The 26,747-nt window shown below is 71.0% G+C and carries 25 protein-coding genes; 10 read left to right on the top strand and 15 right to left on the bottom strand.

Going from position 1 to position 26,747, the window contains the following annotated elements; translation table 11 throughout:
- Positions 1 to 8: 8 nt before the first annotated feature.
- The 6 genes from B1759_RS19590 to B1759_RS03695 all read right to left on the bottom strand — a co-directional run bounded on the left by B1759_RS19590 (position 9) and on the right by B1759_RS03695 (position 6,929).
- Entirely contained in the window at positions 9 to 749 is a 741-nt protein-coding gene (locus B1759_RS19590; protein WP_158225112.1) for a hypothetical protein, read from the bottom strand.
- On the bottom strand, positions 727 to 1,749 hold the full coding sequence (locus B1759_RS03715) for a hypothetical protein (RefSeq protein WP_095513687.1): 1,023 nt from the start codon (positions 1,747 to 1,749) through the stop codon (positions 727 to 729). Before B1759_RS03715 ends, B1759_RS19590 begins: the two co-directional genes overlap by 23 nt.
- A gap of 62 nt (positions 1,750 to 1,811) precedes the next feature.
- Positions 1,812 to 3,230 carry a radical SAM protein gene (locus B1759_RS03710; RefSeq protein ID WP_198948744.1) on the bottom strand — a complete coding sequence of 473 codons (1,419 nt, stop codon included), beginning with the start codon at positions 3,228 to 3,230 and terminating at the stop codon, positions 1,812 to 1,814.
- Between the two features lie 44 nt (positions 3,231 to 3,274).
- On the bottom strand, positions 3,275 to 4,636 hold the full coding sequence (locus B1759_RS03705; protein ID WP_095513686.1) for a radical SAM protein: 1,362 nt from the start codon (positions 4,634 to 4,636) through the stop codon (positions 3,275 to 3,277).
- Positions 4,633 to 5,565 carry a Rieske (2Fe-2S) protein gene (locus B1759_RS03700; RefSeq protein WP_095513685.1) on the bottom strand — a complete coding sequence of 311 codons (933 nt, stop codon included), beginning with the start codon at positions 5,563 to 5,565 and terminating at the stop codon, positions 4,633 to 4,635. Before B1759_RS03700 ends, B1759_RS03705 begins: the two co-directional genes overlap by 4 nt.
- Entirely contained in the window at positions 5,565 to 6,929 is a 1,365-nt protein-coding gene (locus B1759_RS03695) for a radical SAM protein (RefSeq protein WP_095513684.1), read from the bottom strand. The genes B1759_RS03700 and B1759_RS03695 overlap by 1 nt, the downstream gene beginning before the upstream one ends.
- 236 nt (positions 6,930 to 7,165) lie before the next feature.
- Here B1759_RS03695 and B1759_RS03690 point away from each other — a divergent pair, with 236 nt between their 5' ends.
- The 5 genes from B1759_RS03690 (at position 7,166) to B1759_RS03670 (ending at position 14,951) form a co-directional block, all read left to right on the top strand.
- Positions 7,166 to 9,088: a PAS domain-containing sensor histidine kinase gene (locus tag B1759_RS03690; protein WP_095513683.1), complete on the top strand. Its 1,923-nt coding sequence runs from the start codon at positions 7,166 to 7,168 to the stop codon at positions 9,086 to 9,088.
- Between the two features lie 19 nt (positions 9,089 to 9,107).
- A complete protein-coding gene (locus tag B1759_RS03685) occupies positions 9,108 to 9,548 on the top strand; it encodes a response regulator (protein WP_095513682.1) in 441 nt (146 codons plus the stop codon).
- A gap of 4 nt (positions 9,549 to 9,552) precedes the next feature.
- The gene (locus tag B1759_RS03680; protein WP_095513681.1) at positions 9,553 to 10,857 is read left to right on the top strand and encodes an ATP-binding protein; all 1,305 of its coding nucleotides are present in this window, start codon (positions 9,553 to 9,555) and stop codon (positions 10,855 to 10,857) included.
- A 117-nt stretch (positions 10,858 to 10,974) separates the two neighbouring features.
- Positions 10,975 to 14,214, top strand: coding sequence for an isoleucine--tRNA ligase (gene ileS, locus B1759_RS03675; RefSeq protein WP_095513680.1), 3,240 nt, complete (start codon positions 10,975 to 10,977; stop codon positions 14,212 to 14,214).
- A gap of 125 nt (positions 14,215 to 14,339) precedes the next feature.
- Positions 14,340 to 14,951, top strand: a complete 612-nt coding sequence (locus B1759_RS03670) for a signal peptidase II (RefSeq protein ID WP_095513679.1) — start codon at positions 14,340 to 14,342, stop codon at positions 14,949 to 14,951.
- Positions 14,952 to 15,027: 76 nt separating this feature from the next.
- On the opposite strand, the gene B1759_RS03665 is transcribed toward B1759_RS03670, so the two are convergent.
- Positions 15,028 to 15,948 carry a DMT family transporter gene (locus tag B1759_RS03665; RefSeq protein ID WP_158225111.1) on the bottom strand — a complete coding sequence of 307 codons (921 nt, stop codon included), beginning with the start codon at positions 15,946 to 15,948 and terminating at the stop codon, positions 15,028 to 15,030.
- A gap of 100 nt (positions 15,949 to 16,048) precedes the next feature.
- The gene (locus B1759_RS03660; protein WP_095513677.1) at positions 16,049 to 16,591 is read right to left on the bottom strand and encodes an FxsA family protein; all 543 of its coding nucleotides are present in this window, start codon (positions 16,589 to 16,591) and stop codon (positions 16,049 to 16,051) included.
- A 47-nt stretch (positions 16,592 to 16,638) separates the two neighbouring features.
- On the opposite strand from B1759_RS03660, the gene B1759_RS03655 reads away from it, so the two are divergent.
- Both B1759_RS03655 and B1759_RS03650 read left to right on the top strand, forming a co-directional pair.
- Entirely contained in the window at positions 16,639 to 17,265 is a 627-nt protein-coding gene (locus B1759_RS03655) for a hypothetical protein (protein ID WP_198948743.1), read from the top strand.
- A 5-nt stretch (positions 17,266 to 17,270) separates the two neighbouring features.
- Positions 17,271 to 17,630 carry a DoxX family protein gene (locus B1759_RS03650; RefSeq protein WP_198948742.1) on the top strand — a complete coding sequence of 120 codons (360 nt, stop codon included), beginning with the start codon at positions 17,271 to 17,273 and terminating at the stop codon, positions 17,628 to 17,630.
- On the opposite strand, the gene B1759_RS03645 is transcribed toward B1759_RS03650, so the two are convergent.
- The 3 genes from B1759_RS03645 to B1759_RS03635 form a co-directional block, all read right to left on the bottom strand.
- Positions 17,608 to 18,222, bottom strand: coding sequence for a hypothetical protein (locus B1759_RS03645; protein WP_095513675.1), 615 nt, complete (start codon positions 18,220 to 18,222; stop codon positions 17,608 to 17,610). The genes B1759_RS03650 and B1759_RS03645 overlap by 23 nt on opposite strands.
- A gap of 127 nt (positions 18,223 to 18,349) precedes the next feature.
- On the bottom strand, positions 18,350 to 18,964 hold the full coding sequence (locus tag B1759_RS03640; RefSeq protein WP_095513674.1) for a response regulator transcription factor: 615 nt from the start codon (positions 18,962 to 18,964) through the stop codon (positions 18,350 to 18,352).
- Between the two features lie 12 nt (positions 18,965 to 18,976).
- A complete protein-coding gene (locus B1759_RS03635; RefSeq protein WP_095513673.1) occupies positions 18,977 to 20,164 on the bottom strand; it encodes a sensor histidine kinase in 1,188 nt (395 codons plus the stop codon).
- A gap of 172 nt (positions 20,165 to 20,336) precedes the next feature.
- Between B1759_RS03635 and B1759_RS03630 the strand changes: the two genes are divergently transcribed.
- Positions 20,337 to 21,038 (top strand): response regulator transcription factor, encoded by a 702-nt coding sequence (locus tag B1759_RS03630; RefSeq protein ID WP_095513672.1) that lies wholly within the window; start codon positions 20,337 to 20,339, stop codon positions 21,036 to 21,038.
- Here the strand turns inward: B1759_RS03630 and B1759_RS03625 are convergent.
- From B1759_RS03625 to B1759_RS03610, 4 genes are all read right to left on the bottom strand, one after another.
- Positions 20,972 to 21,226, bottom strand: coding sequence for a hypothetical protein (locus tag B1759_RS03625; RefSeq protein ID WP_095513671.1), 255 nt, complete (start codon positions 21,224 to 21,226; stop codon positions 20,972 to 20,974). The two genes, B1759_RS03630 and B1759_RS03625, sit on opposite strands and share 67 nt — an antisense overlap.
- A 305-nt stretch (positions 21,227 to 21,531) precedes the next feature.
- On the bottom strand, positions 21,532 to 22,704 hold the full coding sequence (locus B1759_RS03620; RefSeq protein ID WP_095513670.1) for an NAD(P)/FAD-dependent oxidoreductase: 1,173 nt from the start codon (positions 22,702 to 22,704) through the stop codon (positions 21,532 to 21,534).
- Positions 22,701 to 23,837, bottom strand: coding sequence for a GNAT family N-acetyltransferase (locus B1759_RS03615; protein WP_095513669.1), 1,137 nt, complete (start codon positions 23,835 to 23,837; stop codon positions 22,701 to 22,703). Before B1759_RS03615 ends, B1759_RS03620 begins: the two co-directional genes overlap by 4 nt.
- A gap of 69 nt (positions 23,838 to 23,906) precedes the next feature.
- Positions 23,907 to 25,235, bottom strand: a complete 1,329-nt coding sequence (locus B1759_RS03610) for a pyridoxal phosphate-dependent aminotransferase family protein (RefSeq protein ID WP_095513668.1) — start codon at positions 25,233 to 25,235, stop codon at positions 23,907 to 23,909.
- A 214-nt stretch (positions 25,236 to 25,449) separates the two neighbouring features.
- On the opposite strand from B1759_RS03610, the gene B1759_RS03605 reads away from it, so the two are divergent.
- Both B1759_RS03605 and B1759_RS03600 read left to right on the top strand, forming a co-directional pair.
- Positions 25,450 to 26,214 carry a WecB/TagA/CpsF family glycosyltransferase gene (locus B1759_RS03605; RefSeq protein ID WP_095513667.1) on the top strand — a complete coding sequence of 255 codons (765 nt, stop codon included), beginning with the start codon at positions 25,450 to 25,452 and terminating at the stop codon, positions 26,212 to 26,214.
- Positions 26,215 to 26,406: 192 nt separating this feature from the next.
- Complete coding sequence (locus B1759_RS03600) at positions 26,407 to 26,700, top strand: hypothetical protein (protein WP_095513666.1); 294 nt, start codon at positions 26,407 to 26,409, stop codon at positions 26,698 to 26,700.
- Positions 26,701 to 26,747 lie beyond the last annotated feature (47 nt).

Genomic DNA, 26,747 nt, shown 5'->3' with positions numbered 1-26,747 from the left:
TAAGCAGGTCAGCCGTATACCATCCGCCGTCCCGCCTCGGTGAGGTTGTCGGGGTGGATGCGGGTGAGGCAGGCCAGCTCGTCGCCCTGCGTCCAGCCGGGGTTGGAATGGGCGAAGAAGGCGACGTGCGGGTCGGAGAGGCGGCGGCTCAGCGTGGGGTCGTCGCGGAGCGGCGTCGGGTGCGCGAGGCGGACGACCCCGGCGTCGGCGTCGTAGCGGTCGGCGTAGCGGGCGCGGGCGAGCGCGGCCAGGAGGGCGCGGTCGGACTCGGGCGAGCGGTCGTCGTGCGAGGGCGTGAACCGGGCGAAGAACGTCGGCAGGAAACGGTACGTCCGGAAGCCGGACGAGAGGAGGAACCAGACCGTGTCGCGCTCGGGCTGGCGGGCCGCCTCCGCGAACACGTGCTGGCTCCACAGCCGGGGCAGCAGCGCCGCGCCGCGTGCGTCGGTGCGCACGACGGTGTCGCCGCTGAAGAACGCCGTCACCGGCCGACCGCCGTGCGTGGCGTCGATGCGCAGGAGCGTCGAGAAGCCCGCGAGCCGGCCCGTGGGGTCGTAGAGCAGGACCGCCGCGTCCTTCTCGTCGAGGTCGGCCCCGAAGGCCTCGGGCGTGACGTCCGCGAAGGGGCCGTCGAGGAGGGCCCGCATCGCGTCCCGCTCCGCCTCGGTGAGGTCGCGGACCGGGCGGACCTCGCCCGTGCTGGTGGGGGCGGTCGGCGCAGGCGCGCTAGTAGCTGGCGATCTCGACATGGACCGGGGAGCGAAAGGAGGGAGGGGCGTCGCCGGGCCACGTCGCCGCGAGCAGCGTGCTCCGGTACGCGACGTGGAGGCGACGCTGGAGAAGCGGCAGCGCCGGATCGCGGGCGTCGAGCCCCAGGAGAAGAAAGGCCAGCCCCTGCGCCCGCGCCTCGCCCAGCGCCGCGCCGACGACCGCGTCCAGCGCCTCGGCGTCGCGCCAGACCGGCCGCACTGCGAAGGCCGACCGAAGCGGTCGGCCGATGGCGGGCAGCGGCGACGCGCCCAACATCCGCAACGCACCGTTCGCGAGCGGGCGGACGCGGCCCAGCACGCCGTCGTACCCGCGCACGACCGTCTGGCGGACGGGCGAGGCGTCCCACAGCGTCAGCGCGGCACCATCCACAGCCACCTCGGTCGTCTCGCCGAGGCGAGGGAGGGGACCGGCGGGGAAGAGGTCGCGGGCCGGGCCGAGGGCGGCTCGCAGCGTATCGGCGTCGGCGGGATCAACCGGAGCATGGGTGCGGTGGCGACGGTGGACGACGAGGGCCAGCGTCACCACGTCGGCGACGGGCGTGACCGTGGGCGCGTCGCCGCGCTGGACGGCAAGCAGGCGGCGGATGCGGTCGTTCTCGGCGGTGACGGCGAGGAACGTGACTGGCACCGGGTCGGCGTCGTGCACGGCGCGGAGCTGCGTCCACCCCTGGCCGACGAGCGTCCGCACCGTCCGGTCGGGTCGCGCCCGGAGGCCGCCGATGTAGCCGACGCGGGTCGGTCGGCCGTCCACGAACACGGTCCGGCTCGCGCGCTGGACGACGGCGACGGGCGGGCCGTCCGGGGCGAGCCGCCCGGCCAGGGTGTCCACGCGGTCCCCGAGGCAGGCGTCGGCGGCGTGGAAAGCAGGTTCGCGTTGGTAGCTCAGGCGGACCGCGCCGGGCACGGTGACCTCGCGCAAGAGCGCCCGGAGGCCCGGTTCGTCCGCCTCGGTGGCGCGCTCGACGAGGCCCGTCGCCACGGTACGTGCGGGGCGACCCGACGGATCGCTCCTCTGGCGGGAGATCGGGGGAGCCAAGCGGGTCACGCCGCCCACGCCTCCAGCGCGCCGCGTGGCCGGGTCGTCATCGAGAACGGCTCGGAATGGCTCGCCTCGATGATCTCGCCGGTGTAGCCGAGGTCGCCCAGCGGGTAGCCGTCGCGCTGGTCGACCTCCGCCCGCAGCATCGCGTTGATGGTCCAGAAGGCCGACCACATCATCGCGTTGCCCGCATTCACCCGGTCGACGCTCCGTCGCGCGATCGAGCGCCAGCGGTAGAACCGGGCGCGCGCCTCGACGCACGACGCGCGGACCTGCTCGGGCGTCATCTTGGCGGGCCAGAACGGGACCTCGTTGTAGCGGTAGGCCGGGTCCAGCCACCACGCGTCGTAGCGGAGCCGCCCCTCGTCCTTGAGCCGGTCGTAGAGGGCCGTCCCGGGGAACGGCGTCAGGTGGTTGAAGGCGGCGATGTAGAACTTGTGGTCGAGCGCGAACCGCAGCGCTTGATCCACGCTCGCCTCGGTGTCCTCGTCGTAGCCGACCACGAACGTCGCGTACAGCCGCACGCCGTGGCGCCGCAGGTTCTCGAGCGCCTTTGCGTAGCCGCCGCGCATCGTATTGAAGCGCTTGCGCATCTGCCTCAGGTTGGCCTCGTTGAGCGTCTCGAAGCCGATCAGCACGCCCTGGCAGCCGCTCTCGCCCAGCAGCGTCAGGTATTCCTCGTCGTGCGCCGCGTTGATGCTCGCCTGGCTCACCCAGCGGATCTTCTCGTGCTTGAGCGCGCGGAACAGCTCCTTGGCCTCGTCCATGTTGGACGTGATGTTGTCGTCCACGAAGAAGAGCAGCTTCCGGCCCGCCTCGGTCACCTCGCGGACCTCCCGGAGCACGTCCTCCACCGGCCGCCGGGTCTGCGTCGCGCCGAAGTACGACGTGACGGCGCAGAACTCGCACTTGAAGTGGCACCCGCGCCCGGCCTCCACCAGTCCGATGGGGAGGTACTGCTTGCCCGCGAAGATGGAGCGGTCGGGGCGGAGCCCCGCCAGCCCGGGCCGGCCCTCGCCGCGGTAGACGCGCTGGAGCCGCCCGGCCGCCGCGTCCGCCAGCACCGTCGCCCAGACGCCCTCCACCTCGCCGATGACCAACGCCTCGCAGTAGCGCGACACCTCCTCCGGGACGAGCGTCGCGTGGAAGCCGCCCATCACGACCGGCACGCCGCGCCGCCGGTACTCGGACGCGATCTGGTACGCCCGTCGCGCGGTGTACGTCTCGACCGAGATCGCCACCAAGTCGGTCGGCTCGTCGAACGGGATGGCCTCCATCCGGTCGTCGTGGAAGCGGACCTCCCAGTCGGGAGGCGTGAGCCCGGCGAGCGTGGCGGGCGGCAGCGGCTCCATCTGCCACGCCTTGATGTACGGCTCCCCAGGCCGACGGCCGATGCAGGGGTGGACGAGGGTCAGGCGCATGGGAGGGGTGGAAGGTGCGGCGTGGAACGTGAAACGTGGGGCGGTCAGGCCGGCACGGTGATGAGTCGGGAGTCTGCCATTTCCCCGTTCCCATTTCCCATTTCCCTCTTCCCGAGGGGCTTGCCCAGCTTGGCTTTCAGCGCCCGCCTCGCCATGACGTTGGCGCCGAGGTAGATGGCCAGGCGTCGCGGTGAGCGGGCGTGCGGGCGGGTCCAGGTGCGTCGCCAGATCGACCGAGGCCGAAAGAACTGCTGGCGGGCGCGGCGGCAGCCCTCGGTGAGCTCGTCTGGGCTGAGGCGGGCGGGCTGGAAGGCGGCGTCGCCGTAGCGGTACGTCGGGTCGGTCCACCACGCGTCGTGGAGGAGACGGCCCTCGCTCTCCAGGCGGGCGTAGAGGCGCGTCGCGGGCGTCGGCTGGAGGGCGCTGAAGTTGACGAGGAAGAGGCGATGGTCGAGCGCGAACTGGACCGTTCGCTCGAAGCAGTCGGGGCCATCGTGGTCGTAGCCGAACACGAACGAGCCGTAGACCATGATGCCGCGGTCGTGGAAGCGGCCGATGGCCTCGGCATAGGGCCCGCCGACCGTGTTGAACCGCTTGCGCATCTGGCCCAGGTTGCCGTCGTCCAGCGACTCGAAGCCGACGAGCGCGGCGATGCAGCCGCTCCGCGCCATCAGGTCGAGGAGTTCCAGGTCGTGCGTCACGTCGAGCGTCACCTGACAGCCCCACGTGATGCCGATCGGGATCAGCGCCTCGAACAGCGCGGCGGCCTGCTCGCGGTCGACCAGCAGGTTGTCGTCCACCAGCAGCACGTGGCGCGCGCCGGACCGGCGGATCTCGTCGGCGACGGCCTGGGGCGGACGCTGGCGCAGGGACCGGCCGTAGAAGGCGTGGATCGAGCAGAAGTCGCACGCGAACCGGCAGCCGCGCCCGACCTGCACCGGCATCACCTTCTGGTAGTCCATCCCGTGGAAGAGCGACCGGTCGAACCGGAGCGTCGCGAGGTCGGGGAAGCCGTCCGCTTCGTAGCGGGGTCGGAGGCGACCGGCGGCGGCATCGGCCACGACCTGGGGCCAGACGGGCTCGCCATCGCCCAGAACGACCGCGTCGGCGTGCTGCGCCGCCTCGTCGGGCAGGAACGTCGGGTGGTAGCCGCCCATCACGACGGGCACGCCCTGTGCGCGGAGGCTGTCGGCGATCTGGTAGGCGCGGCGGGCGGTGTAGGTCTCGACCGTAATCGCGGCGAGGTCCGTGTTCAGGCGGGTAGGAATCGGCGCCAGCCGCTCGTCGTGGAGCGTGTGCGTGGTCCCCTCGGGCGACACCGCGGCGAGCGCGGCGAAGGCCAGCGGCTCCATCGCGTCGTGCGCGCGGCCGCCGTCGAGGCTGGGACGGAGGAAGGCGACCCTCATGACCGACCTCTGGGCAAGCCGTCCACCACCTCGGCGAAGGCCTGGAGCGGCCCGTCGGCGGGGGTGAAGGCGCGCCGGAAGCGCACGCGTTCCAGGATGCGGGCGTCGTCGTGCAAGAGCGCGTAGAGGCCGACGGCGGCGCGGAGCGTCCGGACAGGCCCGCGCGGGAGGAAGAGGACCACCTGGGTCCGGCTGCCCTCGGGCACGGGCGTCGCCGTAAACAGCGCTCGGAAGCGGACCGGCGCCTCGACGTCCGCCGTGGCGATGTGGCCGCCGTGCGTCGTGAACCGGAGCCAGACGTCGCCGCCCAGCAGCCGACGCAGCGCCCGGCTCTTCGCTCTGCCCCGCATCTCCAGCGTCACGCGCGGCGGGTCGACGCTCAGGACCGGCTCGGCCGTCGGCTCCAGGCCGTGCAGCGTGTCGAAGTGCGCCGCGTCGAGTCCGTTGCCGATGACGAGGTGCGGGTGAGCGGCGATCGTCTGCGACGGCGGGCGGACGATCCGCCAGTCGCCCGGCGACGGGTCGGGGAGGTCGACCGGGTCGGGCCCGGTCGCGATCCACACCAGCCCCCAGCGTTCCTGCACCGGGACCGAGCGGGTGCGTCGCGTCGGTGCCTCGTTCCAGCCCGGCGCCCCGAGGCAGGTCCCGTCGCCGCCGAAGGCCCAGCCGTGGAACGGGCACACGAGCGCGTCCGCTTCGACGCTGCCCTGGCCCAGGTCGGCGCCGAGGTGGGGGCACCGGGCGTCGACGGCGTGGAGCGTGCCGCGCGCGTCCCGCCACAGCGCGACCGGCCCGCCGGGCGCGTCGACCCCGAGCACGCGGCCCGAGCGGATCGCGCGGCTCCGGGCGACCGGCAGCCAGGCGCTCGTCGCCACGCCTGGTTGAGCGAAGGCACGGCCTCGGGCGACGGCGGGGGCGTCGACCTGCATCAGGCCGCCCTCCGCTCCGGCGTCAGCCCGAGCTGCCAGTCGCAGGTATAGTACTCGTTCAGCCGGTGCGCGTAGTAGCGGTAGCCGACGTTCGTCGCCAGCGCGAGCGCCGTCTGCGTCCGCGAACTCGCCAGCCGCTTCACGATGGAAGTCCAGCGGTAGGTCCGGAGCCACGCGCGCTCGGTCCCGCGCAACAGCTGGTCGGCCGACATCTGGGCGGGCTCGAAGACGACGTGCTGGCCGTCGTAGAGGCCCCAGTCGTCGGTGAGGATGCGGCCCTCGGCGGACAGCTTGCGGTAGAGCGGCGTGCCGGGGAACGGCGTCAGGACCGCATAGCGGGGGAGGTCGACGTTCGCGTCGTGGACGAAGGCGGCGGTGCGGTCGAACACGTCGGGCGCGTCGGTGTCGAAGCCGAACACGAAGCAGCCCATCACCGCGATGCCGTGGTCGTGGAGGGCCCCGAGCACGTGCCGGTAGCTCGCCTCGGGCGTCTCGCGGACGGCGTTGAACCGCTTGTGGCTCTCGGCCAGGGTGTCGTCCGACAGCGACTCGAAGCCGATGAGTAGCGCCCGGCAGCCGCTCCGCGCGGCGAGCGCCAGCAACTCCGGGTCGTCGGCGATGCGGGTCGTCGCCAGCCCCCCCCAGGTGACGCCGAGCGGGACGAGCGCCTCGAACAACGCCTTCGCGTACCCCACGTCGCCGATCAGGTTGAGGTCGAGGAACAGGAGCCGCTTCGCCCCGCCTCGCACGATGTCGTCCACCACCTCGCCGACGGGCCGCTGCATCGGCCCGCCCCAGGCCGTCGGGACGACGCAGAAGTCGCAGCGGTGCTGGCAGCCGCGCGTGGCCTCTAGGGTGAACGACTGCGCCACGCGCCCGGTCGGCAAGAGGTCGCGGCGCGGGTGCGGACGCCCGGCCAGACTCAGGCCCGGCGCCTGGGCGTAGCGCTCGCGCATCCGGCCGGCGCGGACGTCGCGCAGCAACTCCGGCCACGCGTCCTCGGCGTAGCCCGTCACGACGGCGTCCGCGTGCCGCTGGGCCTCGTCGGGCACCAGCGTCGGGTGGACGCCGCCGAGCACGACCGGCACGCCGCGCGCCCGGAGCGCGTCGGCGATCTCGTACGAGCGCGGCGCGGTCCCCGTGATCGCGCTGATGCCGACCAGGTCGGCGTCGAGGTCGTCCGGCACGTCGCCCAGGCCCTCGTCGTAGAGCGCGACCTCGGCGGGCACGTCGTCCGGGACGAGCGCCGCGAGGGTCGTCAGCGTGAGGGGCGCGTAGCGCATCTGCCGCCGCCACGCCCCGCCTCGGTGGCGGTACAGGGGGCCTCGCGGCGAGACGAGCGCGATGCGGAGCGGGGCGGCCATGGCGACGTGTGGAGATGTCGCGAAGGTAGAGGGGCGGCTCTGCACGCACCCAGTCCGATTGCACTACGCGCGGGCGCCACCTGGGAGAAACGTCGAGCGACTCGGGGTCGCCGTCTCTCGGAGAGTCGCCTCGCGTCAAGAGATCGAGCCAACCGGCCCGCGGCGCCGGCCGACCGGAAACGAGAGCGAGTCTGGGTCGTACGGCTCTGCCTTCCGCGACCGCCCCTCAACCGCTCGTGCCTCCCGTCCCCCCGCCGTCCGCCGAGGACGCCCCCGTGTCGGACGCCGGCCCCGAGATCGACGCGGCCGACGTGCTGGCGTCGATCTCGGACGCCTTCTTCGCGCTCGACGTCGAGTGGCGGTTCACCTACGTCAACGACCAGGCGGTGTCCCTGCTGGATCGTGCGCGGGCCGACCTGCTGGGCAAGGTCGTATGGCACGAGTTCCCCGAGGCCGTCGGGAGCCCTTTCTGGGACGCCTACCACCGAGCCGTCGAGACCCGGGAGGCCGTCCAGTTCGACGCGCCCTACGACCCGCTCGGCCGGTACTTCTCCGTCCGCGCGTTCCCGTTCGACGGTGGCCTCACGGTCTACTTCACCGACGTCAGTGAGGCTCGCCAGACCGAGGCCGCGCTCCGTGAGAGTGAGCGCCAGCTCCGTCAGCTCACCGAGTCGCTCCCTCAACTCGTCTGGACGACGACGCCCGAGGGGTACCACGATTACTTCAACGAGCGATGGTACGCCTACACCGGGATGCCCCGACCCGATGAACCCGGCGGCGAGAACCGGGGCGGCAGTCAGGGCTTCCGCTGGGCCGACTACATCCACCCCGACGACCTCGACGCGGCGGCGGCGCGGTGGGCCCACTCGCTGGCGACCGGCGAGCCGTACGAGGTCGAGTATCGGATCCGTCGGAAGACCGACGGCGCCCATCGCTGGTTCATCGGCCGGGCCGACCCGCTCCGCGCGCCTGACGGCCAACTCCTGCGCTGGTTCGGGACGTGCACGGACATCGACGACCAGAAGCGCGCCGAGCTCGCGCTGCGCCAGAGCGAGGTCCGGCTTCAACTCGCGCTCGAAGGGGGCGGCATCGGGTCGTGGGAGTGGGACGTGGGCTCTGACATGCTCGTCCACGATGACCTGGCGGCTCACCTCTGGGGCGTGGGAGCCGAGGGAATGCCCTCCGCCGAGGCGTTCTTCGAAATCGTCCACCCGGACGACCTCCCGGGACTCAAGGAATCGATCGTAGAGGCGATCGAAGGAGGGGACCGGTACGACGCCGAGTTCCGGATCTTCCTCCCAGGCGGCCGGGTCCGCTGGCTCGCTGCCCGTGGGCGAGTGATCGCCGACGGCCGGGGCGGCGGGCGCCTCTACGGGTTCAACTTCGACGTCACCGAGCGGCGGCAGCAGGAGGAGGTGCTCCGGCAGAAAAACGCCGAGATGGAGCGGTTCGCCTACACCGTCTCGCACGACCTCAAGTCGCCGCTCGTCACCATCACCGGGTTCCTGGGCCTCCTCAAGGGGTACATCGCCGCCGGGCGGACCGAGAAGGCCGACCAGGCCCTCGACCGGGTCCTGAACGCAGCCGACCGGATGGGACGGCTCATCGAGGACCTGCTGGTCCTGAGCCGGTCGGGACGGACATCCGGGGACCCCCGGCCGGTCGACCTCGACGCGATTGCCAACCGTCTGGTAAACGAGCTCGCGGTCCGCGCGCGGGCGGTGGGCGGGACCCTTGAGGTGCGCGACGCGCTGGGCGCCCTCCTGGCCGACCCCCAGCGCATCGAGGAGGCGCTCGAGAACCTGCTCGCGAATGCGGTCCACTACGGGCTGGGGGGCGGGGGCTCACGCGTCGTCGTGCGGTCCGAGCCGGCTCCCAGTGGCGGCCTCCGCGTGATCGTGGAGGACGACGGGCCCGGCGTGCCCGAGGCGTACCGCGACCGCGTCTTCGACCTCTTCCAGCGGCTCGACACCGGGGGCGACGGGACCGGCGTCGGGCTCGCGGTCGTCTCCCGGGTGATGGAGGTGCTGGGAGGTGAGGCGCGGGTCGAGGGGGCCGACGGGCCGCCGGGCCAGGAGGGCGCCCGGTTCGTTTTGGAAGTTCCGCCCCACGCCGTTCTCTCCGCCCCGCCTCGGCACAATGGGGCCTCTGGTACATAGTTTGCACACTCATTCCGCGATGGCTTCCGATCTTCCTATTCGACCCCTCTGCATCCTCCTGGTTGAGGACGACGACGACCATGCTGAACTCACGGCGGTCGCGCTCGAGAGCCATGATCCCCGCCACCAGACGATCCGGGCTCGGGACGGCGCCGAGGCGCTGGACATCCTGTACCGACGCGAGAGCCACGGCGAGGCGCCTCGCCCCGATCTCATCCTGCTCGACCTCAACCTGCCCCGCGTGGGCGGCCTCGACGTGCTCGCGGAGGTCAAGGGCGACGAGGGGTTGCGCGAGATCCCGGTCGTGGTGCTCACCACGAGCGACGCCGAGTCCGACCGAGCCCGCGCCTACCGGACGCACGCCAACAGCTACCTCGTCAAACCCGTCGACTTCGCCAAGTTCGAGGCCATGATCCACGAGCTCGGCGACTACTGGGCCCGCTGGAATCGACTCCCCTAACCGTATGTCCCTGCCCCCCTCGCCCGGTTCCCTGCCGACGCCCACGACCCAGGACGGCCTGACCGATCCTGAGGGCGCCGACGGCGTCGTCGTGGAGGTCGTCGAGCAGACGCCGGACCCGCTTCGGGTGCTCTTGATTGAGGACAACCCGGACCACGCGGCCCTCGTCGAGGCCTACCTCGCCGATGTCCACGACCCGGTGATTCGGCTCGACCATGTCACGACGGTCGAGGCGGGGACAGCCGCACTGGACGCCGCCGGCGCGGACGCTGACCCCTTCCACGTCGTCCTGGCCGACCAGCAACTCCCGGACTCTCAGTACTGGGAGACCGTGGCACGCGTCGTGGCCGTCGCCGACGCCGTGCCCGTCGTCGCGCTGACGTCGCTGGGCGACCTCGAGGTGGCGCTCGACGCAGTCCGCTCCGGGGCGTCGGACTATCTCGTCAAGGCCGAGCTAACGCCCGAGGTGCTTCGCCGGACGCTGCGCTACGCTGTCGAGCGCGCACGGCGGGACCGCGCGCTCCGTGACTCGAACGAGGCGCTCCGCCAGACCCTCCGGCACGTCCGCCAGATGCAGGCCCAGATCGTCGAGCAGGAGAAGCTGGCCGGGCTCGGGCGACTGCTGGCAGGCGTGGCCCACGAACTCCGCAACCCGCTCGGGCTCGCGGTCGGGTTCGCCGAGGCCGCCGTGGTCGAAGCCGCCGCGCTTGCCGAAACGGCTGAACTGACGGGCGAGGCGGCAGCCCACCTCCGCGCCCTCTCGGAGGCTGCCGACGGGGCGGCCCGCCAGGGCCGACGCGCCGACGAGGTCGTGCGCTCGATGTACGAGCACGCCCGCGGCGTCGATGGCGTGCTCCGGCCGGTCGCCCTGGCCGAGGTCGTCCGCTCGGCGGTCGCGCAGGCGTCGGCCGGCGACGTCGAGGTGTCGGTCGATGTCGTCCCGGGCGTCGAGGTCGTGGGCGTCGGCTCGGCGCTGGCCCGGATGCTGAGCAACCTCATCGGCAACGCCGTGCTCGCGGCGCGGTCGGGGGGCGGGCACGTGGCCGTGACCGCCGAAGCGGGCGGCGGCGACGTCGTGTTGACGGTCGCCGACGACGGTCCGGGAATCGACCCGGCGACGCTGGCGACGGCGTTCGAGCCGTTTACTTCCGGGTGGGCCTCCGGCCGGCGCGTCGGGCTTGGGCTGTCGCTGGCCAGGGCGATCGCCGTCAGCCACGGCGGGCGGATCGAACTCGGCCCTGGCTCGCTCGGCGGCGCCGCGGTCCGGGTGACGCTGCCGGGCGACGTCGCGGCGAAGCCGGCCGGATAGCGTCGGGGGCGTGTGCTCGGCGCCGGGGTCGGGCCGCGGCCCCGGAATCGCCCTCGGCTTCACGTCGGGCCGGGACGGCGGACGGTAGCTTCACGGCTCCTGAATCCGCCCGTCACCATGTCGTATCCCGAGGTCGATCGCTTCGACCCTGTCGCCGTCGAAGAGGCCGTGCTCGCCCGCTGGGAGGCCGAGGACACGTTCCAGCAGTCGCTCGACATTCGCGAGGGCGCGCCGCACTTCGTGTTCTACGAGGGCCCACCGACGGCCAACGGCAAGCCGGGCATCCACCACGTGATGGCGCGGACCATCAAGGACCTCTTCTGCCGCTACAAGACGATGCGGGGCTTCCGCGTCGACCGCAAGGCGGGCTGGGACACGCACGGGCTGCCGGTCGAGATCGAGGTCGAGAAGGAGCTCGGGCTGGAGGGCCGCCACCAGGTCGAGGCGTACGGCATCGCGAAGTACAACGCCGCCTGCCGCGCGTCCGTCCTCAAGTACAAGGACCTCTGGGACGACCTGACGGTCCGCATGGGCTACTGGGTGGACCTCGGCGAGCCCTACATCACGTTCGAGACGAACTACATCGAGTCGGTCTGGAACCTGCTCCAGCGAATCTGGGAGAAGGGGTTGCTCTCGAAGGGCCACAAGATCCAGTGGTACAGCCCGGCCAACGGGACGGTGCTCTCGTCGCACGAGGTCTCGCTGGGCTACAAAGAGGTTCAGGACGTGTCGGTCGTCGTCCGCGCCCGGCTGGTGCAGGAGCCGCGCACGTCGCTGCTCGCCTGGACGACGACGCCGTGGACCGTCCCGTCCAACGTGGCGATGGTCGTCGGGTCGAAGATCCACTACGTCAAGGCCCGCCAGGAGGTGGACGGCGAGGAGGAGTTCCTGATCGTCGCCAAGAGCCAGGCCGGGGCCATCCTCAAGGGTGACTACGAGGTGGTGCAGGAGATGACCGGCGCCGACCTCGTCGGCCTCCGCTACGAGCCGATGTGGCCCGACGCCGTCGATCACGCCGACGGGGCCGACGCGTGGCGCGTCGTCTCGGCCGACTACGTGACGACGGAGGACGGCACGGGCATCGTACACACGGCGCCCGCCTTCGGCATGGACGACTTCGCGACGGGCCAGAAGTACGACCTGCCCGTGCTCAACCCGGTCACCGCTGAGGGACGCTTTATCGACGACTTCGGCGACCTGAGCGGCCTCTGGTTCAAGGATGCCGACCGGCCGATCATCCGCGACCTGACCGCGCGCGGGCTGCTGTACCGCGAGGACAGCTACGTCCACAACTACCCGCACGACTGGCGCAAGGGCACGCCGCTGATGCAGTACCCGGTCGAGAGCTGGTTCATCCGGACGACCGAGGTCAAGGACCGGATGGTCGACCTGAACCGCACCATCAACTGGCAGCCCGAGGGCATCGGGACGGGCCGGTTCGGGCAGTGGCTGGAGAACAACGTCGACTGGGCGCTGTCGCGCTCCCGCTTCTGGGGCACGCCGCTGCCCATCTGGGTCGAGACGTTCGACGACGGCCGCGAGGTGGAGGAGCCGCACCGCGAGTGCATTGGCTCGATCGCCGAGCTGGAGGCGAAGGTCGGCGGGGTCTTCCCGGAGGCCGCCATCAACCCGGACCTGGGGACGGTGGACCTCCACCGCCCCTACGTGGACGCGCTGACGTGGCCCGGCCCCAACGGCGGCACCATGCGCCGCGTGGAGGACCTGATCGACGTGTGGTTCGACTCGGGCGCCATGCCGTTCGCGCAGTGGCACTACCCGTTCGAGAACGTCGAGCGCTTCCAGGCCAACGCCCCGGCCGACTTCATCGCGGAGGGCGTCGACCAGACGCGCGGGTGGTTCTACACGCTCCACGCCATCGCGGCGCTCGTCGACGACCGGGTGGCGTACAAGAACGTGGTCGTGAACGGCCTCGTGCTGGACGCCGAGGGCAACAAGATGTCCAAGTCGAAGGGCAACGCGGTCGAGCCGTTCGCGGCCATCGCGCGCCACGGGGCCGACCCGATCCGCTGGTCGATGATGGCGGCCAGCCCGCCCTGGGAGGACCTCCGCTACTCGGACGCGGCGGTCGAGGAGACGACGCGCAAGTTCTTCGGCACGCTTGTCAACACGTACCGCTTCTTCGCGACCTACGCGGCGCTCGACGGGTACGTCCGCACCGACGCTGAGGCGGTGCCGCTGGGCGGGCGGACCGAGCTGGACCGCTGGATCCTGTCGCGCCTCCAGTCGACCATCGCCGAGGCGACCGACGCGCTCGACGGCTACCACCCGACGCGTGCCGCCCGCGCCGTCGAGGCGTTCACGGACGACCTCTCGAACTGGTGGCTCCGCCGGTCCCGCCGCCGCTTCTGGAAGGGCGCCGACGACACCGACAAGCGCGCGGCCTACGACACGCTGTGGGAGAGCCTGGAGGCGATCTCGCGGCTGATGGCGCCCATCGCGCCGTTCGTCGGCGAGTGGCTGTACGGGCTGCTCGGCCACACCGCCTCGGTACACCTCCAGAGCTACCCCGAGGCCGACCCGCTCCGCCTCGACGTGGACCTGGAGGGCCGCATGGCGCTCGCCCGCGCCGTCACCACGGCCACGCTCGCGCTCCGCAACGAGGCGTCCATCAACGTCCGCCAGCCGCTCGGGTCGCTCCTCGTGGTGACGGGCGTCGGCGGCGTCGACGAGGCCGTGCTGCGGTCGGTCGAGGACGTGATCCTGGACGAGGTCAACGTCAAGGCGCTGGAGACGGCGTCGGGCGACTCGGGCGCGGTCGTGAAGTCCGCCAAGCCCAACTTCAAGGCGCTCGGTCGCAAGCTGGGCAAGCAGATGAAGGAGGCCAACGCGGCCATCCGGCTGCTCGACTCGGCGTCGGTGGCGCGCTACGAGGCCGAGGGCACGCTCGAACTGCTCATGCCGAGCGGCTCGGTCGTCCTCGAAGCCGGCGACCTGGACGTGGTCTCCGAAGGTGTCGCAGGCCGCGTCGTCCGCCAGGAGTCGCTCGTCGCCGCCGACGGGTCGACGCAGACGGTCACGGTGGCGCTCGACACTACACTCGACGAGGCCCTCCGCGCGGAGGGCTTCGTGCGCGAGTTCGTCAACCGGGTCCAGGCGCTCCGCAAGGAGGCGGGCTTCGAGGTCTCCGACCGGATCGCGGTCGAGTTCGCCGGGTCCCCGGCGTTGCTCGCGCGTCTCCTCGACGGCGCCGTCCTCACGCCCGCCTTCGCGACGCCCGTTCGGACGGAGACGCTGGCCGACACGTTGGTCGTGGCGGAGGCACCCACGGGCGACTTCACCCGGGACGACATCGTGATCGGCGACGAAACCCTGATCATCGGCGTCCGTCGCCTGTAGCGATCCCAGTTCGGAGTTCAGGGTTGGACTCCGAGCAACGGCAGCACCGAACGCCCAGCCTGGAACCCCCGACCCTGAACCCCGAACCCTGAGCCGGTAGGCCGGCGAAGCCAACTCCGAACTCTATGCGCGTCCTCTGGGTCACGTTCTTCCTCGTCGTCGCCGACCAGGCCACCAAGCTGGTGGTCAAGTACAACATGGCCCTCGGCGAGTCGATCCCGGTGGTCGGGCGGCTGTTCCGGTTCACGTTCACCGAGAACCCCGGCATGGCGTTCGGGCTGACGGTCGGCAGCAAGCTGTTCCTGACGCTGTTCTCGATCGCGGCGACGATCCTGATCCTGGTATACCTGTACCGCGTGCGCTGGGCGCCGAGGGGGTACCGGCTCGCGCTGGCGCTCGTGCTGGGCGGGGCGCTGGGCAACGTCATCGACCGCGTGTTCTACGGCGTCGCCTTCAGCGAGTGCTATCCGTCGCCGCCGGACTCGTACCGCCTGTTCTACGGTTGTGTGGTGGATTTCCTCCACCTCGACGTGTACCAGGGCACGGTTTTCGGCAAACCCATCGCGCTGTTCCCCATCGGCAACATCGCGGACGTGGCGATCATCGCGGGGGTGGTGCTGATCCTGATCACACAGGGCCGCTTCCACGAGGCGGTCCTGGCCCGGGAGGCGCCTGCTACCGCCCCCGAGTCGGTCCCCGTTGCGGACCCGGCCGACCCAACTCCCGAGGTGGGGTGACGGGGACGGACGGAGGAGGAGCGGGCCGACCAGAAGACCGCCAGAGGGAGGCGCTGCGCCTCCGGGCGTCGACCTCTCAGCGGGCTTTCGCGCGGCGGACGACCAGCAGCACGCTCGACACGACCAGCGCCGCTCCGGCGAGGCTCCACCCGTCGACGGCGTCGCCGAGGAACAGCGCGCCCCAGGCGAACGCCAGCACGACCTGTAGGTAGCCGATCGACGCCGCCGTCCCGGCCTCCAGCCGCGCCATGCCCTTCGTGAGGCCCACCTGCCCGGCGTGCGTCGCCAACCCGATGGCCAGCAGCAGCGGCCACTCCCAGCCGGTCGGCCAGACCCACGCGCCGGTGAGCGCGAACGGCAGCGACCCGACCGCGCCGATCCACGAGAGGTAGAAGATGATGGTCATGGGCCGGTCCGTCGCCCGCAGCTTGCGGACGAACGTGTAGGCCAGCCCGGACAGCACGGCGGCCGTCGCGACAGCCGCGGCGCCCCAGCCGTCCAGCGCGACGCCCGCACCGAACAGGAAGCTCGGTCGGGCCACGAGCATCACGCCGAGCATCGACAGCGCGGCGCCGGCCAGGACGCGGCCGCGGAGGCGCTCGCCGATGAGCAGCGCAGCGGTCAGCGCCGTCCACACGGGCGCCGTGTACTGGATGGTGACGGCGTCGCCCAGGGGAAGCCGCCCGATGCCGAGGTAGAACAGGCTCAGCGCCGTCGCGCCGACGGCCCCGCGCAGCGCCAGCGTCCGCCGATCGTTTCCTGTGGCAGGCACGCCGTCGTGACGCAGGACGGCGTAGGTCAGCGCTGCCATGAAGGCCGACCGCAGGAAGACGATCTGCATGGTCGGGAACGTCGCCGAGGCCACCTTCACGAGCAGGCTCATGAGGCTGAAGCCGAGCGCGGCGCCGAGCATGTAGAGCACCCCGTGAAACGCGTCACGGCGGAGGTCCGCGGCGGTGGCGGTCGGCGAGTCGGCGGCGAGGGGGAGGGGGGCCATGCCGCCGCAACGACCCGTCCGTCGCTCCGTTCTCCCGGCACCCTCGATCCATGCGACCCTCATCCGAGCGTCACGCCGCCTCCGCGAGTCCGGCGGTCGGTCAGCCGAGGCGGCCCGCCTCGGGCGTGTGGGGGGCGGACTCGCCGGACCCGTCGTCGATCACCTCGGCGTCCTCGATGGTCGGCGCCGGAGCCCCGAACGGTCCGAACCCGGGCCTGCTGCCGACGGTCGGCCCCGCGCCGAACGGCGATCCGCCCGAGACGATGTGGATGTTGCCGCGTGCCGCGGATTGCTCGAAGCGGGAGCGGAGTGCGCGACGAGCCAGCGCCCGTGTCGGCGGGAAGAGGCCCAGAAGCCCCGCGGCGTCGGTGAGGAAGCCAGGCGTGAGGAGGAGCGTGCCCGCGACCAGGATCACGAGCCCATCGACCAGTTCCGGTCCCGGTACGCCGCCGGTCGAGAGCTTGGCCTGGACGCGTCGCCACGCGGCCGAGCCCTCACGGCGCGCGAGCCACGACCCGACGGCCGCCGTCAGCACGACGATGGCGAGCGTCGGCCCGAGCCCGATCCGCGACCCGACGCTGACGAGCAGCGCGAGGTCCAGCATCGGGACGATCAGGAACAGCAGGAAGAGGCGACCGAACACGGGCGGGGAGGTGGGGGTAGAGGCCAACGCGCTCTCCCTGAACCTCCGTGTCCTCGTCCCGGGTCCCCCTCGTCCTCGCCGTCGCGATCCTCGGCCTCGCCACCTCCGTCTCTGCGCAGACGGCACTCTCTGGCCCAGAGGTGGAGGCGCTGTCGGAAGCGCTCCGGGCCGATCAGCGCGCCCACCTGATGCGCGTCGGGGCGTGGGGGCTGGCCAATGCGCTCGGCGGTACTGCGCTCGTGCTCGCGTCCGACCGAGACGCGCAACCAGGGCGCTGGGCGTTCGGCCTCCAGTCGGGTGCGTGGGGCGCCGTTAACATCGGCATCGCTGCCGTCGGGCTGGCGACCGGGCCGGGCGAGGTGACGAGTGACTGGGCGACGGCGCTCGCCGCAGAGAATGGCTACGCCGATGTGTTGCTGGTGAACCTCGGGCTCAACGTCGGCTACGTGGCGGTCGGGGGGACGCTACTCGCTGTCGCCGGACGCGGCGTCCCGAACCCCGATGCGTGGCGCGGTCACGGGGCCGCCCTGATCCTGCAGGGGGCCGGGCTGTTGGTGCTCGATGGTATGGCCTACCTCGCCTCGCGTGGTCGCTTCGAGGCTCTCACCGAGGTGGCCGCCCAGGCGACCCTGTCGGCCTCGGCATCCGGCTTGACCCTGCTGGTCCCGCTGTGAGGCCGGTGCACCTCGGCCGATGGGTGTTGGCGCTGGGCTTCGTCGCTGCGGGGGCGCTTCACGTCATTGCACCATCCGTGTACGATCCGGCGATGCCGCCGTGGGTGCCGCTCCCGCGCGTGATGATCCTGATCAGCGGGGTCGCCGAGGTCGCCGGGGGGGTGGGGCTGATGCAGCGGAGCCCCCACCTCCGCCGCTGGGCAGGATGGGGGCTCGTGGCGTTGCTGGTCGCCGTCTATCCGGCCAATGTCTGGATGGCGATGGCGGAAATCGGCGGGCCGGCGTGGCTGCTCTGGGGACGGCTCCCGCTCCAGGGCGCCCTCATCGCAGCCGTCCTCGTGACTACTGGAACGAAGCGGACGTAAGCCGGAAATCGCTCGGCGACTCGAAGCGGACCTGGGTCGGCGGCGCGGCATCAAGCCCGGCCGGGTAGAAGGCGACGTGGGTGACCCAGAGGACCTCCCCGTCCGGTGTGCGGAAGCGGGTGCCGCCGCCCGCGCCGGTCAGGTTCTGCTTGTAGTCCTTCGTCCATCCACATACGGAGCCGGTGCAGTCGTAGTGCCACGAGTCCGGCCCCCCTTCGCCGTACCCGGCGAGGACCGGCTCGCCAGCCGCGATGGTGCGTCGCGGGGCGACCTCGCGCCCGTCTGCGAGGTAGCGGATCTCGACTGACTTCGGGGCGAGAACTCCCGCGTCGAAGGAGAGTGCGTACCCATTCGGCGTCCGGGTCGACTGGAGCTGAATGGTTCCGCCGGTGACATCGGCAGCGATCGAGAAGGTCTCCCCGATGGCCAGCGGAGCGAGGTTGTAGAGAACGTCACCCGTGGACTCGGCCTGGGTGGAGAGCGAGGCGGCCGGGGCGGCCGAGGACTGCGTCATGTCCGTCGTGTCGCAGGCGACCAGGGTGAGGCCGAGGGCGAAGACGAGGGCGGGGCGAAGGTGAGCGCGTGTGAGCATTCGAGGGGCTAGGCGTGAGGGACTACAGGCTACCCGCCTGGAGATCCTTTGCCATGGAGCACCAGTCGTGTTTCGGTTAGTACCCGCTCACCAAATGCGGATTCGAACGCCTATTTGGCGATCTGACTCATACGAGGCCTTGCTCCCAGGCCCACGCAACCGCCTGGCGCCATGAGGACACACCGAGCTTCTCGTAGGCGGCCGAGACGTGGTTGCGGACCGTGTTGGGCGAGATACCCAGCTCGTCGGCGATCTCGTTGTTGTCATGGCCGCGCGCCATCAGACGGACCACGTCGAGTTCGCGCTCTGAGATGGGGATCTCGACCGGATTCGGCGGGGTGATGCTGACGAACCACCGGCCTTCGCCTCGGGCGACGGCCTCGACGGCTTCGGCCACCAGCGCCATCGGCTTGTCCTTCGTGACGTACCCCGCAGCCCCGGCCTGGAGCATGGCCGTCACGTAGGCGGCATCGTCGTAGGCCGAGTACGCCAGGACCCGCGTCGGGACCGACAGTTCTCGGAGCCGCTCGGCGACCGCGATGCCATCCATGCCCGGCATCTCCATGTCCAGCAGCACCACGTTGGGCTCCAGGCGCACGCAGAGCTCGACGCCCTCTTCACCGTCTGAGGCCTCGCCGACGACATCGATCCGGCCCGACTGCTCCAACACCCCGCGGACACCCGCGCGAAGGGCGGGGTGGTCGTCGATCAAGACGGTGCGGACAGGGGGCAGCGCGCTCATGTGGAGGGGGGGCTAGGCAGTGTGGGAACGTCGGAGCGAGAGCGTACGACGGGAGGGGAGGGGGGCACGGCGGTCGTCGGGCATGGATACGTGGACGCGGGCTCCTGCGTCGCCGATGCCTCCTTGCGCGAGCGTCAACGTGCCGCCGATGGCCGCCACGCGTTCATACATGCCGACGAGCCCAAAGTGGCCCTCGTCGGCCAGGGTCGAGAAGTCGGGCTGGCGGCTGTCCCAGGGGAGCCCGGATCCGTTGTCTCGGATCTCCAACTCGATGGGACGCTCGTCGGTCGCCAGGGCCAACCGCACGTCGACCCGTGACGCGTGGCCGTGTTCGATTGCGTTGGTGATGGCTTCCTGAGCGATTCGGAAGAGTGCAGAGCGAACCACGTCGGGAAGGGCATCGGGACCTGTTCCGTCCTCCTCCAGGTCCAGCCCGACGGTAACGCCGGGGTGGCGTTCTTTGACACGGTTTGCGTGGGCGGAGAGTGCCGCTGCGAGGCCGAACCGGCCGAGTGCGGGAGGACGGAGCCCTTCTGCTATCGCGCGCAACTCCCGAGCGATCCGGCTCGCCTCTTCGCTCAGGTGCTCGGGGATCTGACCTCCCGAGAGCAGTCGCAGCGCGTGCACATCTTGGAGCGGGCCATCGTGAATCTCTCGGGCGAGTCGAGACCGCTCGGCCTCCCGGGCGTGAAGCGCGCGTTGACGTGCGGCAGCCTCGCGTTCCCGACGGCTCCTCTCGCGTCTGGTGAGGGTAACGCCGACGGCCCCACCCCCGGTCATGAGGAGGAGTAGGGCCGTGCAAACAGCAACCCAAATTGGTAGCCCCTGGTCGAATAGAATCCGTAGCCGGTCGCTCTCTATATGGAATCCAAAACGACGGACAGGATTGTCATCGGTGTAGAAGTTTTCTGCCAGTCCATTCAGGTGGTAGATGACATCTCGGGAAACAACTATGTCACTGACGGTTGAGTCGATGGCGGCCAAGTCTTCTGGAGTCGAGCCAGCGGACGGCCCCAGGTCGCTGAGAAGCACCTTGCCCTGACTGTAGAGGACGTATCGATATGCTCGGAGACCCTCTGCGTCTGTCGCGAACCCGTCAGCCAGCACAGAGTCTGGCTCCTGGGCGCTCGTCGGCATGACGGTCGCGAGCAGCCCGAGGATCAGGACCGCGCGAGCGAGCACAGAGGGAGCCAGGGTCACAAAAGGAGAGAGGAAGGACGACCAAGGTAGTCGGTCCCGCTTCACCGGATATCGTCCGCGCGGCAGGGCGCGCTAGTGCAGAACGGCCAGTCAGGATCGCAGGCCAGGGCCATCATCCGTTGCAGCGGGTGGGCTACCCTGTCTCGCGACACGGACCGGCTCACCAGCACCTATGACACGACTCATCCGCGTGGTTCTCGCCGAGGACCATGCCCTGCTCCGCGCCCTGCTTCGGAAGGCGCTCGCTGCGATGCCCGACATCGAGATTGTCGGCGAGGCCGCGACCGGCGGAGAAGCGCTCCGCCTCGTGCGAGCGGTTCAGCCAGACGTGCTCGTGCTGGACATCCAGCTAGCAGGCGACCTCGACGGGATCCAGGTCGCCCAGCGTCTGAAGGGCAGTGCGTCCCGCGTCCTGGCGTACTCGGCGCACGGCGACCCGGTCCATGTGGCCCACCTGCTGCAGGCGGGCGCCTCAGGATATCTCTCGAAAGAGGCGCCCACCCACCGAGTCGGAGCGGCAGTTCGGGCGGTGGCGGCAGGCGAGAGCCGCTGGTTCGAGGCCGACCCATTCGGTCCCGTCGTCCTCGCGCCCGACGAACTGGTCGCGCTCCGCCACCTCGCCGAAGGCGGTCGTCCGGACACCCTCGCGGAGGCCCTCGGAGGGACGACAGAGGCCGCCCTCGACGTGCTTTCGCGCCTCTACACCACGATGGACGCCAGCTCCTGGTACGAGGCCGTCGCGCGTGGGTGGGGGCTCGGCCTCATCGGGTCGGGGCGTGTAGAGGAGCCGCAGGACCCGCGCTCGGTCTACTCGATCCGAGTGAACGTGCCGGGACAAGCGAGCGCCGCCAGCGCCGGGTCGTACGGCGCGTAGTACGTGTAGACGATCTCCCGGCCGGGTGTCGACTCGCGCTCGAAGGTGCAGGTCGCGATGCGGCCCTCGACCGGGCAGGTCCCGGGCGAGAACGTGGCATCTGGAGCGGCATCGCACTGCGCCCGCGCCGACTCCGGGGTCCAGCCCTCGCCGGTGTATGCGAAGCAGTAGCTCTCCGTCCCACGCACGTCGCAGCGGCCGGAGGTCCCGCGTGGAGGCTGCGGGGAAGGTGGCGGCGTGGGGCGAGGCCGTGGCGGTCGAGGCGGCGGCAGTGGCCGAGGCGGAATCTGTACCACCTGCTCCGGTGGTTCGGTGGTGTCGAAGACGGCTTGGGCCGCGTCGAATGGCGTGTACGGCGCATCGACCGGCTCCGGAACCGCAGGTCGGGACGGGGCGGTCGGCTCCGCCGGCCTCGGGTCCGACCGGGAAGGGGCGGACTCGCAGGCGCCCAGCACGAGCGCGAGGAGAAGGAGACGGCGGGCCATGCTGGAGTCTAGCCCCGCGCCGCAGCGTGCCGCGCGTCCCAGCGGGACCCGGCGGTGTCGGCCGACCGATACCGCTCGATCCAGCGCCGGTCGACGGCATGCTTGAGGCGGAGCAGGAGGCGACTCTTCAGCGCAACCGGGCCTGCGATCCACCACGCCGACGGCTCGCCGGTCGAGAGCAGAAGCGGTGCGACCGGGTACGGCCGGAACGGACGGAGGGGGATGCGGGCCGGATCCTGCCCCGCGCCCAGTGCGCGGAGCGCCTGTGCGACGTTCTCGCGCAAGACCGGCCCCTGCTTGACGGCGTGGACGCCGATGCGTGGCAAGGCTTCACGCCCCGCGACCGACGCGCTGTCGCCCGCCACGAACACGCGGCCATCGTCTACCGACCGGAGGCCCACATCGACGCGGGCGAGGCCCCGTTCGGTGACGGACAGCCCCGCGTCGCCAAACAACGGTGGACCGACCGAGCCGGTCGCCCACAGCACCGCGTCGGCGGGGAGCACCTCGCCGGGCAGGTGGACGCCCCCGGCATCGGCGCCCTCGGCGCGGGTCCCGAGGCGGACCGTCGCGCCGCGTCGGCGGAGCGTCTCTGCGGCCCAGGCGCCGACCCGGGTGGGCAACTCGGGACAGAGCCGCTGGCCGGGTTCGAGGACGGTGACCGAGAGGCGGTGCAGGTCGGGCCGAGCGGTCACGTTGAGGGCCGTCTCCGTACCCGCCGCGCCGCCCCCGACGATCACGAGATGGCGCCGCGCTCCTCCCGCCTCGTCCAAGAACCGGCCCAGCGCCTCGATCCGCCAGAGCGGCTTCGTCCACACCGCTGCCTCGGCGTCCGCCCGGCCCGGATTGACGGCGCCGATGTCGAACGCCACCACGTCGTAGGGCTCGCGGCGCCCGTCGGCGAGGACGACCTCGCGAGCATCCCGGTCGAGCCCGACCGCGCGGGCCTGCACGAAGCGGACGCCCTCGCGCTCGCAGATCGGCGCCAGCGGAATCGTCACATCCGTCTGGGTATAGACCCCGCCGAGCCACTCGGGCGTCATCCCCGAGTACCACAACTCCGACCGATCCGAGACCAGGGTGACCGTCGCCCCCTCCGCCTCGGCGAGGCGACGAGCGTGGCCGAGGAGAGGGAGACTCGCGTGCCCGCCGCCGACGATCAGAAGACGCAGCGGACTCATCCCGTCAGCGCCGCCTCGAACATGGCGTACTCCTTGTCCCGGACGCAGCCCAGCTTCTCCAGCGCGTTGACGAGCGGTGTGTTGGAGTCCAGCACCCACGACAGCTCGGCTGCCTGGTAGCCGTCCCGCTGTCCGTTGACGATGGTCTGGTGGATGAGGAGCGCGTCCAGTCCCAGGTTGCGGTGCTGCGGCAGGACGCCCATCAGAGCCATCCGGATCTCGTAGACGCCGCCCAGCTTCCACGTGCCGAGCACCTTCGGGAGGCCGAGCGAGGCGAGTCGGCCCTTCGGCAGGTGCTTGAGCGCCTGGTTGAGGTTCGGCAGCGACGCCGCGAACGCGATCGGCTCGCCGTCCAACTCGGCGAACAGGAAGAGGTCCTTCTCGATGATCGGCTTCATCTCGCTCGCGAGGTGGAGCGCCTCGTGCTCGGTGTAGGGCACGTGGCCCCAGTTCTCGGCCCAGGCCTCGTTGTAGATCCGCATGGCCGCCGCGATGTCGGCGTCGAACCGCTTCGGGTCCAGCGAGCGGACCGTGATGCCGGGGTTGCGTCGCGTCACGATCTGCGCGCCGCGCTCCATCCGGCCCTTGTTGATGTACGCCTCGTGGACGTAGAACGCCCACATCGTCATGGCCCGCTCGAAGCCCCAGCGCTCCAGGTACTCGGCGTAGAACGGGTGGTTGTACGGCAGCAGGATCGACGGCGGCCGGTCGTAGCCGTCCACCAGCAGCCCGGCCACGTCGTTCATGGACGGGTTCGTCGGGCCGCGGACGCCTGTCAGGCCGCGGGCGCGGAGCCAGTCTGCGGCGGCGTCCAGCAGCGCCTCGGCGACGGCGTAGTCCTCGATGGTCTCGAAGAAGCCGAAGAAGCCGTTGCCGTCGGCGTACTTCTCCAGGTGCTGGCCGTTCTCGATGGCCGCGATCCGCCCGACGAGCGTGCTGCCGCGCTCGGCCAGGAAGAGCTCCGCGGTGCCGTGCTCGAAGAAGGGGTTCTTCTTCTCGTTGAGCACGCCCGCCTGGTCCATCCGCAGCGGCGGGACGAAGTGCCGGTTGCCCTCGTAGTGGCCGTAGGGGAAGTCGAGAAACGCCTTCCGGTCGGCGGAGGAGCGGACGGGGCGGACGGTGAGCGCGGACATGGAACGGGGGAGGAGCGGCCCGAAGCTACCGCCCCCGTCCCGCCTGCCACGAGACGCCGCCGAGGTGGCCTACCGCGTGCCGTTCGTCGGGAGCTCGTCCATCGCCGGGCCGCGCGTGCCGCCGGGCGCGATGATGCCGTGCCGCAGCCCGACCGTCTCGAAGGCGCTCAGGACGCGGTCGAGTTCCTCGTCGGTGTGGGTGGCCATGTAGCTCGTCCGCATCAGCGACTGGCCGGGGGGGACGGCGGGCGGGATGACCGCGTTCGTAAACACGCCTTCCTCCAGCAGGTCCTTCCAGAACCGGAAGCAGCGGTACATCTCCCCGATCACGACCGGGATGATGGGCGTCTCGGAGGCCCACACGTCGAAGCCCAGGTTGCGGAACCCCTCGCGCATGTAGTTCGAGATCTCCGCCAGGCGGTCGAGCCGCTCGGGCTCGGCCTCGAGGATGTCGAGGCACGCCAAGACGGTCGCCACGGCAGACGGCGGCATCGACGCCGAGAAGATGTGCGTCGAGGCCGTGTGGCGGACGTACTCCATCACCGTCTCGTCGCCCACAGCGAAGCCGCCCAGGCTGGAGAAGCTCTTCGAGAACGTGCCCGTGGTGATGTCGACGCGGGACTCCAAGCCGAACGCCGAGGCCGAGCCGCGCCCGCCGTCGCCGATCACGCCGACGGCGTGAGCGTCGTCGAGGTAGAGCGCCGCGCCGAACTCCTCGGCCAGGGCCACCAGCTCGGGCACCTTGGCCAGCGTGCCCGACATCGAGAACACGCCGTCCGTGGCGATGATCTTGCCCGCCTCGGGCCGGTCGTTGGAGATGCGCTCCAGGAACGTGCGCAGGTGCGCCATGTCGCTGTGGCGGTAGCGGACCGTCTCGGCGGCCGACACCTGCTGCCCGGCCAGGATGCAGGCGTGGTTGTCCTTGTCCGAGAAGATGACGTCGCCACGGCCGGCCAGGCTCTGCAGGATGCCCTGGTTGGTCATGTAGCCGGTCGAGAACAGCACGCAGGCCTCCTTGCGGAGGAACGTCGCCAGCCGGGCCTCCAGTTCGAGATGGAGGTCGAGGGTGCCGTTCAGGAAGCGGCTCCCCGTGCAGCCGGTGCCGTACTTGTCGACCGCCGCCTTGGCCGCCTCGCGGACACGCGGGTCGCTCGTCAGGCCGAGGTAGTTGTTCGACCCCGCCATGATGGTCTCCCGACCGTTGATGACGGCCGTCGTGCCCTCGTTGACCTCGATCGCCCGGAAGTACGGGTACAGATCGGCGTCATGGACCTTCTGGTAGTCCCCGTCGGGGCCGAAGAAGGCCGTGGCCTTGTCGAAGATGGAGGCCGCAGGCCGCGCGCCGGGGTCCGGCGTGGCGCCGAACGGCTGCTGTCCTTGGAAGTCGGGGAGGGTCATGGGCGCGAGCCGGTGCGGCGACCGACAAAGATACCCGCAGGCGGAGGGAGCGTCCGCAATACCCCGTGAAGGGGGAGAGGGTGTGCCAGCGCCACACCGCGTTTCAACCTGGGCCGAGTGGAACGCTGTGGTCCCCGAGTCTCCCGGATCCACCCGGCCGGCCGGGACTGGCTCGATGTGTGCCGATCCCGGAGTCCTCCTCTCCAACCGACCCATGGCCTCCGTCCCCATCCTCGGCGTCCGCTTTGACGCTCGCACGACCTCGCAGACCGCCGACGATGTGCTGCGCTGGGCCCAGGCGGGGGAGGCGCGCTACGCGTGCTTCTCGAACGCCCACGGCGTCATCGAAGCGCAGGACGACCCGTCCTTCGAGCGCGTCCTCAACGGGTCTGACCTGAACGTGCCGGACGGCATGAGCATCGTCCGCGAGATGCGTGCGCGCGGGGTCGACCAGCCCGACCGGGCCTACGGGCCGGACGTGATGCTGGCAGTCGCCCAGCGCGCCGCCGAGGCGGGCGTGTCGGTGGCCCTCTACGGGTCCTCGCCCCAGGTCATCGCCTTGCTCCAGGAGCGGCTGCCCGCGCTCGCGCCGGGTCTGCAACTGGTCGAGGCCATCTCGCCGCCCTTCCGCGCGCTCTCGGACGAGGAGGACGAGGCGGACGTGCAGCGGCTCCGCGCGTCGGGCGCCCGGATCGTGTTCGTAGGGCTGGGGTGCCCGCGGCAGGAGCGCTGGTGCGCGGAGCACGCCGAGCGCGTGGGGGCCGTGTGTCTCGCAGTGGGGGCCGCCTTCGATTTCCACGCAGGCTTGCTCCGGCAGGCGCCAGCGGTGTTGCAGCAGGCGGGGCTGGAATGGGCGTTCCGGCTCGCCATGGAGCCCCGGCGCTTGTGGAAACGCTACAGCCGCGTCGTGCCGCGCTTCCTCCTCGGCACGGCTCGTGAGCGGAGCCGCTCGCCCGCCGTGACCCCATTCGTCAGTTGATGGGAGCGGAGCGTGCTCACATGTGCATGGATGTGGAGAGACGATTTCGAGGCCCCGGGGTTGGTTTAGGACACGAGATAGTGCGGGAATACTACCGAAGGAGGGATCGGTGAACCGAACGGAGGGTGCGTGAGTATTATCAGAGAGCGGGGGCGACACGGACCCCCGCACTCACCATCATCTTCTACGACCATGGCGAAAGCCCGCACCCCTCGCAAGAACACCCCGTTCGAATTCGAGACCCTCTCCGAGACGGAGGCCGTCGAGCGCCGCAGCGCCCGAGGCACGCGTCGAAGCAAGTATTCTCCCATCGGGGACCAGTTCAGGGACCTCGACAAAGGGACCGTCCTCGCGTTCACCGCGAGCAAGAACGAGGTCCAGGGCGTCCGCAACTACATGCGGCGCAACTTCGAGGGCGAGCACCAGGTCAACAGCCGCCGCACCGAGGGCGACATGTACGAGGTCCACATCTCGCGCGCCTCGTAGCGACTTTCCGCTGGCACCACCCAGCCTGACGGGGCGGTTCGGAGCGA

The organism is Rubrivirga sp. SAORIC476 (genome assembly GCF_002283555.1).
GTDB lineage: Bacteria > Bacteroidota > Rhodothermia > Rhodothermales > Rubricoccaceae > Rubrivirga.
This window is presented reverse-complemented; position numbering and strand designations above follow the sequence as displayed.

Bases quoted from the DNA above. Each gene is read 5' to 3' on its own strand.
- B1759_RS19590 (WP_158225112.1), bottom strand. From the start codon at position 749: ATGTCGAGATCGCCAGCTACTAGCGCGCCTGCGCCGACCGCCCCCACC.
- B1759_RS03710 (WP_198948744.1), bottom strand. From the start codon at position 3,230: ATGCGCCTGACCCTCGTCCACCCCTGCATCGGCCGTCGGCCTGGGGAG.
- B1759_RS03705 (WP_095513686.1), bottom strand. From the start codon at position 4,636: ATGAGGGTCGCCTTCCTCCGTCCCAGCCTCGACGGCGGCCGCGCGCAC.
- B1759_RS03700 (WP_095513685.1), bottom strand. From the start codon at position 5,565: ATGCAGGTCGACGCCCCCGCCGTCGCCCGAGGCCGTGCCTTCGCTCAA.
- B1759_RS03695 (WP_095513684.1), bottom strand. From the start codon at position 6,929: ATGGCCGCCCCGCTCCGCATCGCGCTCGTCTCGCCGCGAGGCCCCCTG.
- B1759_RS03685 (WP_095513682.1), top strand. From the start codon at position 9,108: ATGGCTTCCGATCTTCCTATTCGACCCCTCTGCATCCTCCTGGTTGAG.
- B1759_RS03680 (WP_095513681.1), top strand. From the start codon at position 9,553: ATGTCCCTGCCCCCCTCGCCCGGTTCCCTGCCGACGCCCACGACCCAG.
- ileS (WP_095513680.1), top strand. From the start codon at position 10,975: ATGTCGTATCCCGAGGTCGATCGCTTCGACCCTGTCGCCGTCGAAGAG.
- B1759_RS03670 (WP_095513679.1), top strand. From the start codon at position 14,340: ATGCGCGTCCTCTGGGTCACGTTCTTCCTCGTCGTCGCCGACCAGGCC.
- B1759_RS03665 (WP_158225111.1), bottom strand. From the start codon at position 15,948: ATGGCCCCCCTCCCCCTCGCCGCCGACTCGCCGACCGCCACCGCCGCG.
- B1759_RS03645 (WP_095513675.1), bottom strand. From the start codon at position 18,222: ATGCTCACACGCGCTCACCTTCGCCCCGCCCTCGTCTTCGCCCTCGGC.
- B1759_RS03640 (WP_095513674.1), bottom strand. From the start codon at position 18,964: ATGAGCGCGCTGCCCCCTGTCCGCACCGTCTTGATCGACGACCACCCC.
- B1759_RS03630 (WP_095513672.1), top strand. From the start codon at position 20,337: ATGACACGACTCATCCGCGTGGTTCTCGCCGAGGACCATGCCCTGCTC.
- B1759_RS03620 (WP_095513670.1), bottom strand. From the start codon at position 22,704: ATGAGTCCGCTGCGTCTTCTGATCGTCGGCGGCGGGCACGCGAGTCTC.
- B1759_RS03615 (WP_095513669.1), bottom strand. From the start codon at position 23,837: ATGTCCGCGCTCACCGTCCGCCCCGTCCGCTCCTCCGCCGACCGGAAG.
- B1759_RS03610 (WP_095513668.1), bottom strand. From the start codon at position 25,235: ATGACCCTCCCCGACTTCCAAGGACAGCAGCCGTTCGGCGCCACGCCG.
- B1759_RS03605 (WP_095513667.1), top strand. From the start codon at position 25,450: ATGGCCTCCGTCCCCATCCTCGGCGTCCGCTTTGACGCTCGCACGACC.
- B1759_RS03600 (WP_095513666.1), top strand. From the start codon at position 26,407: ATGGCGAAAGCCCGCACCCCTCGCAAGAACACCCCGTTCGAATTCGAG.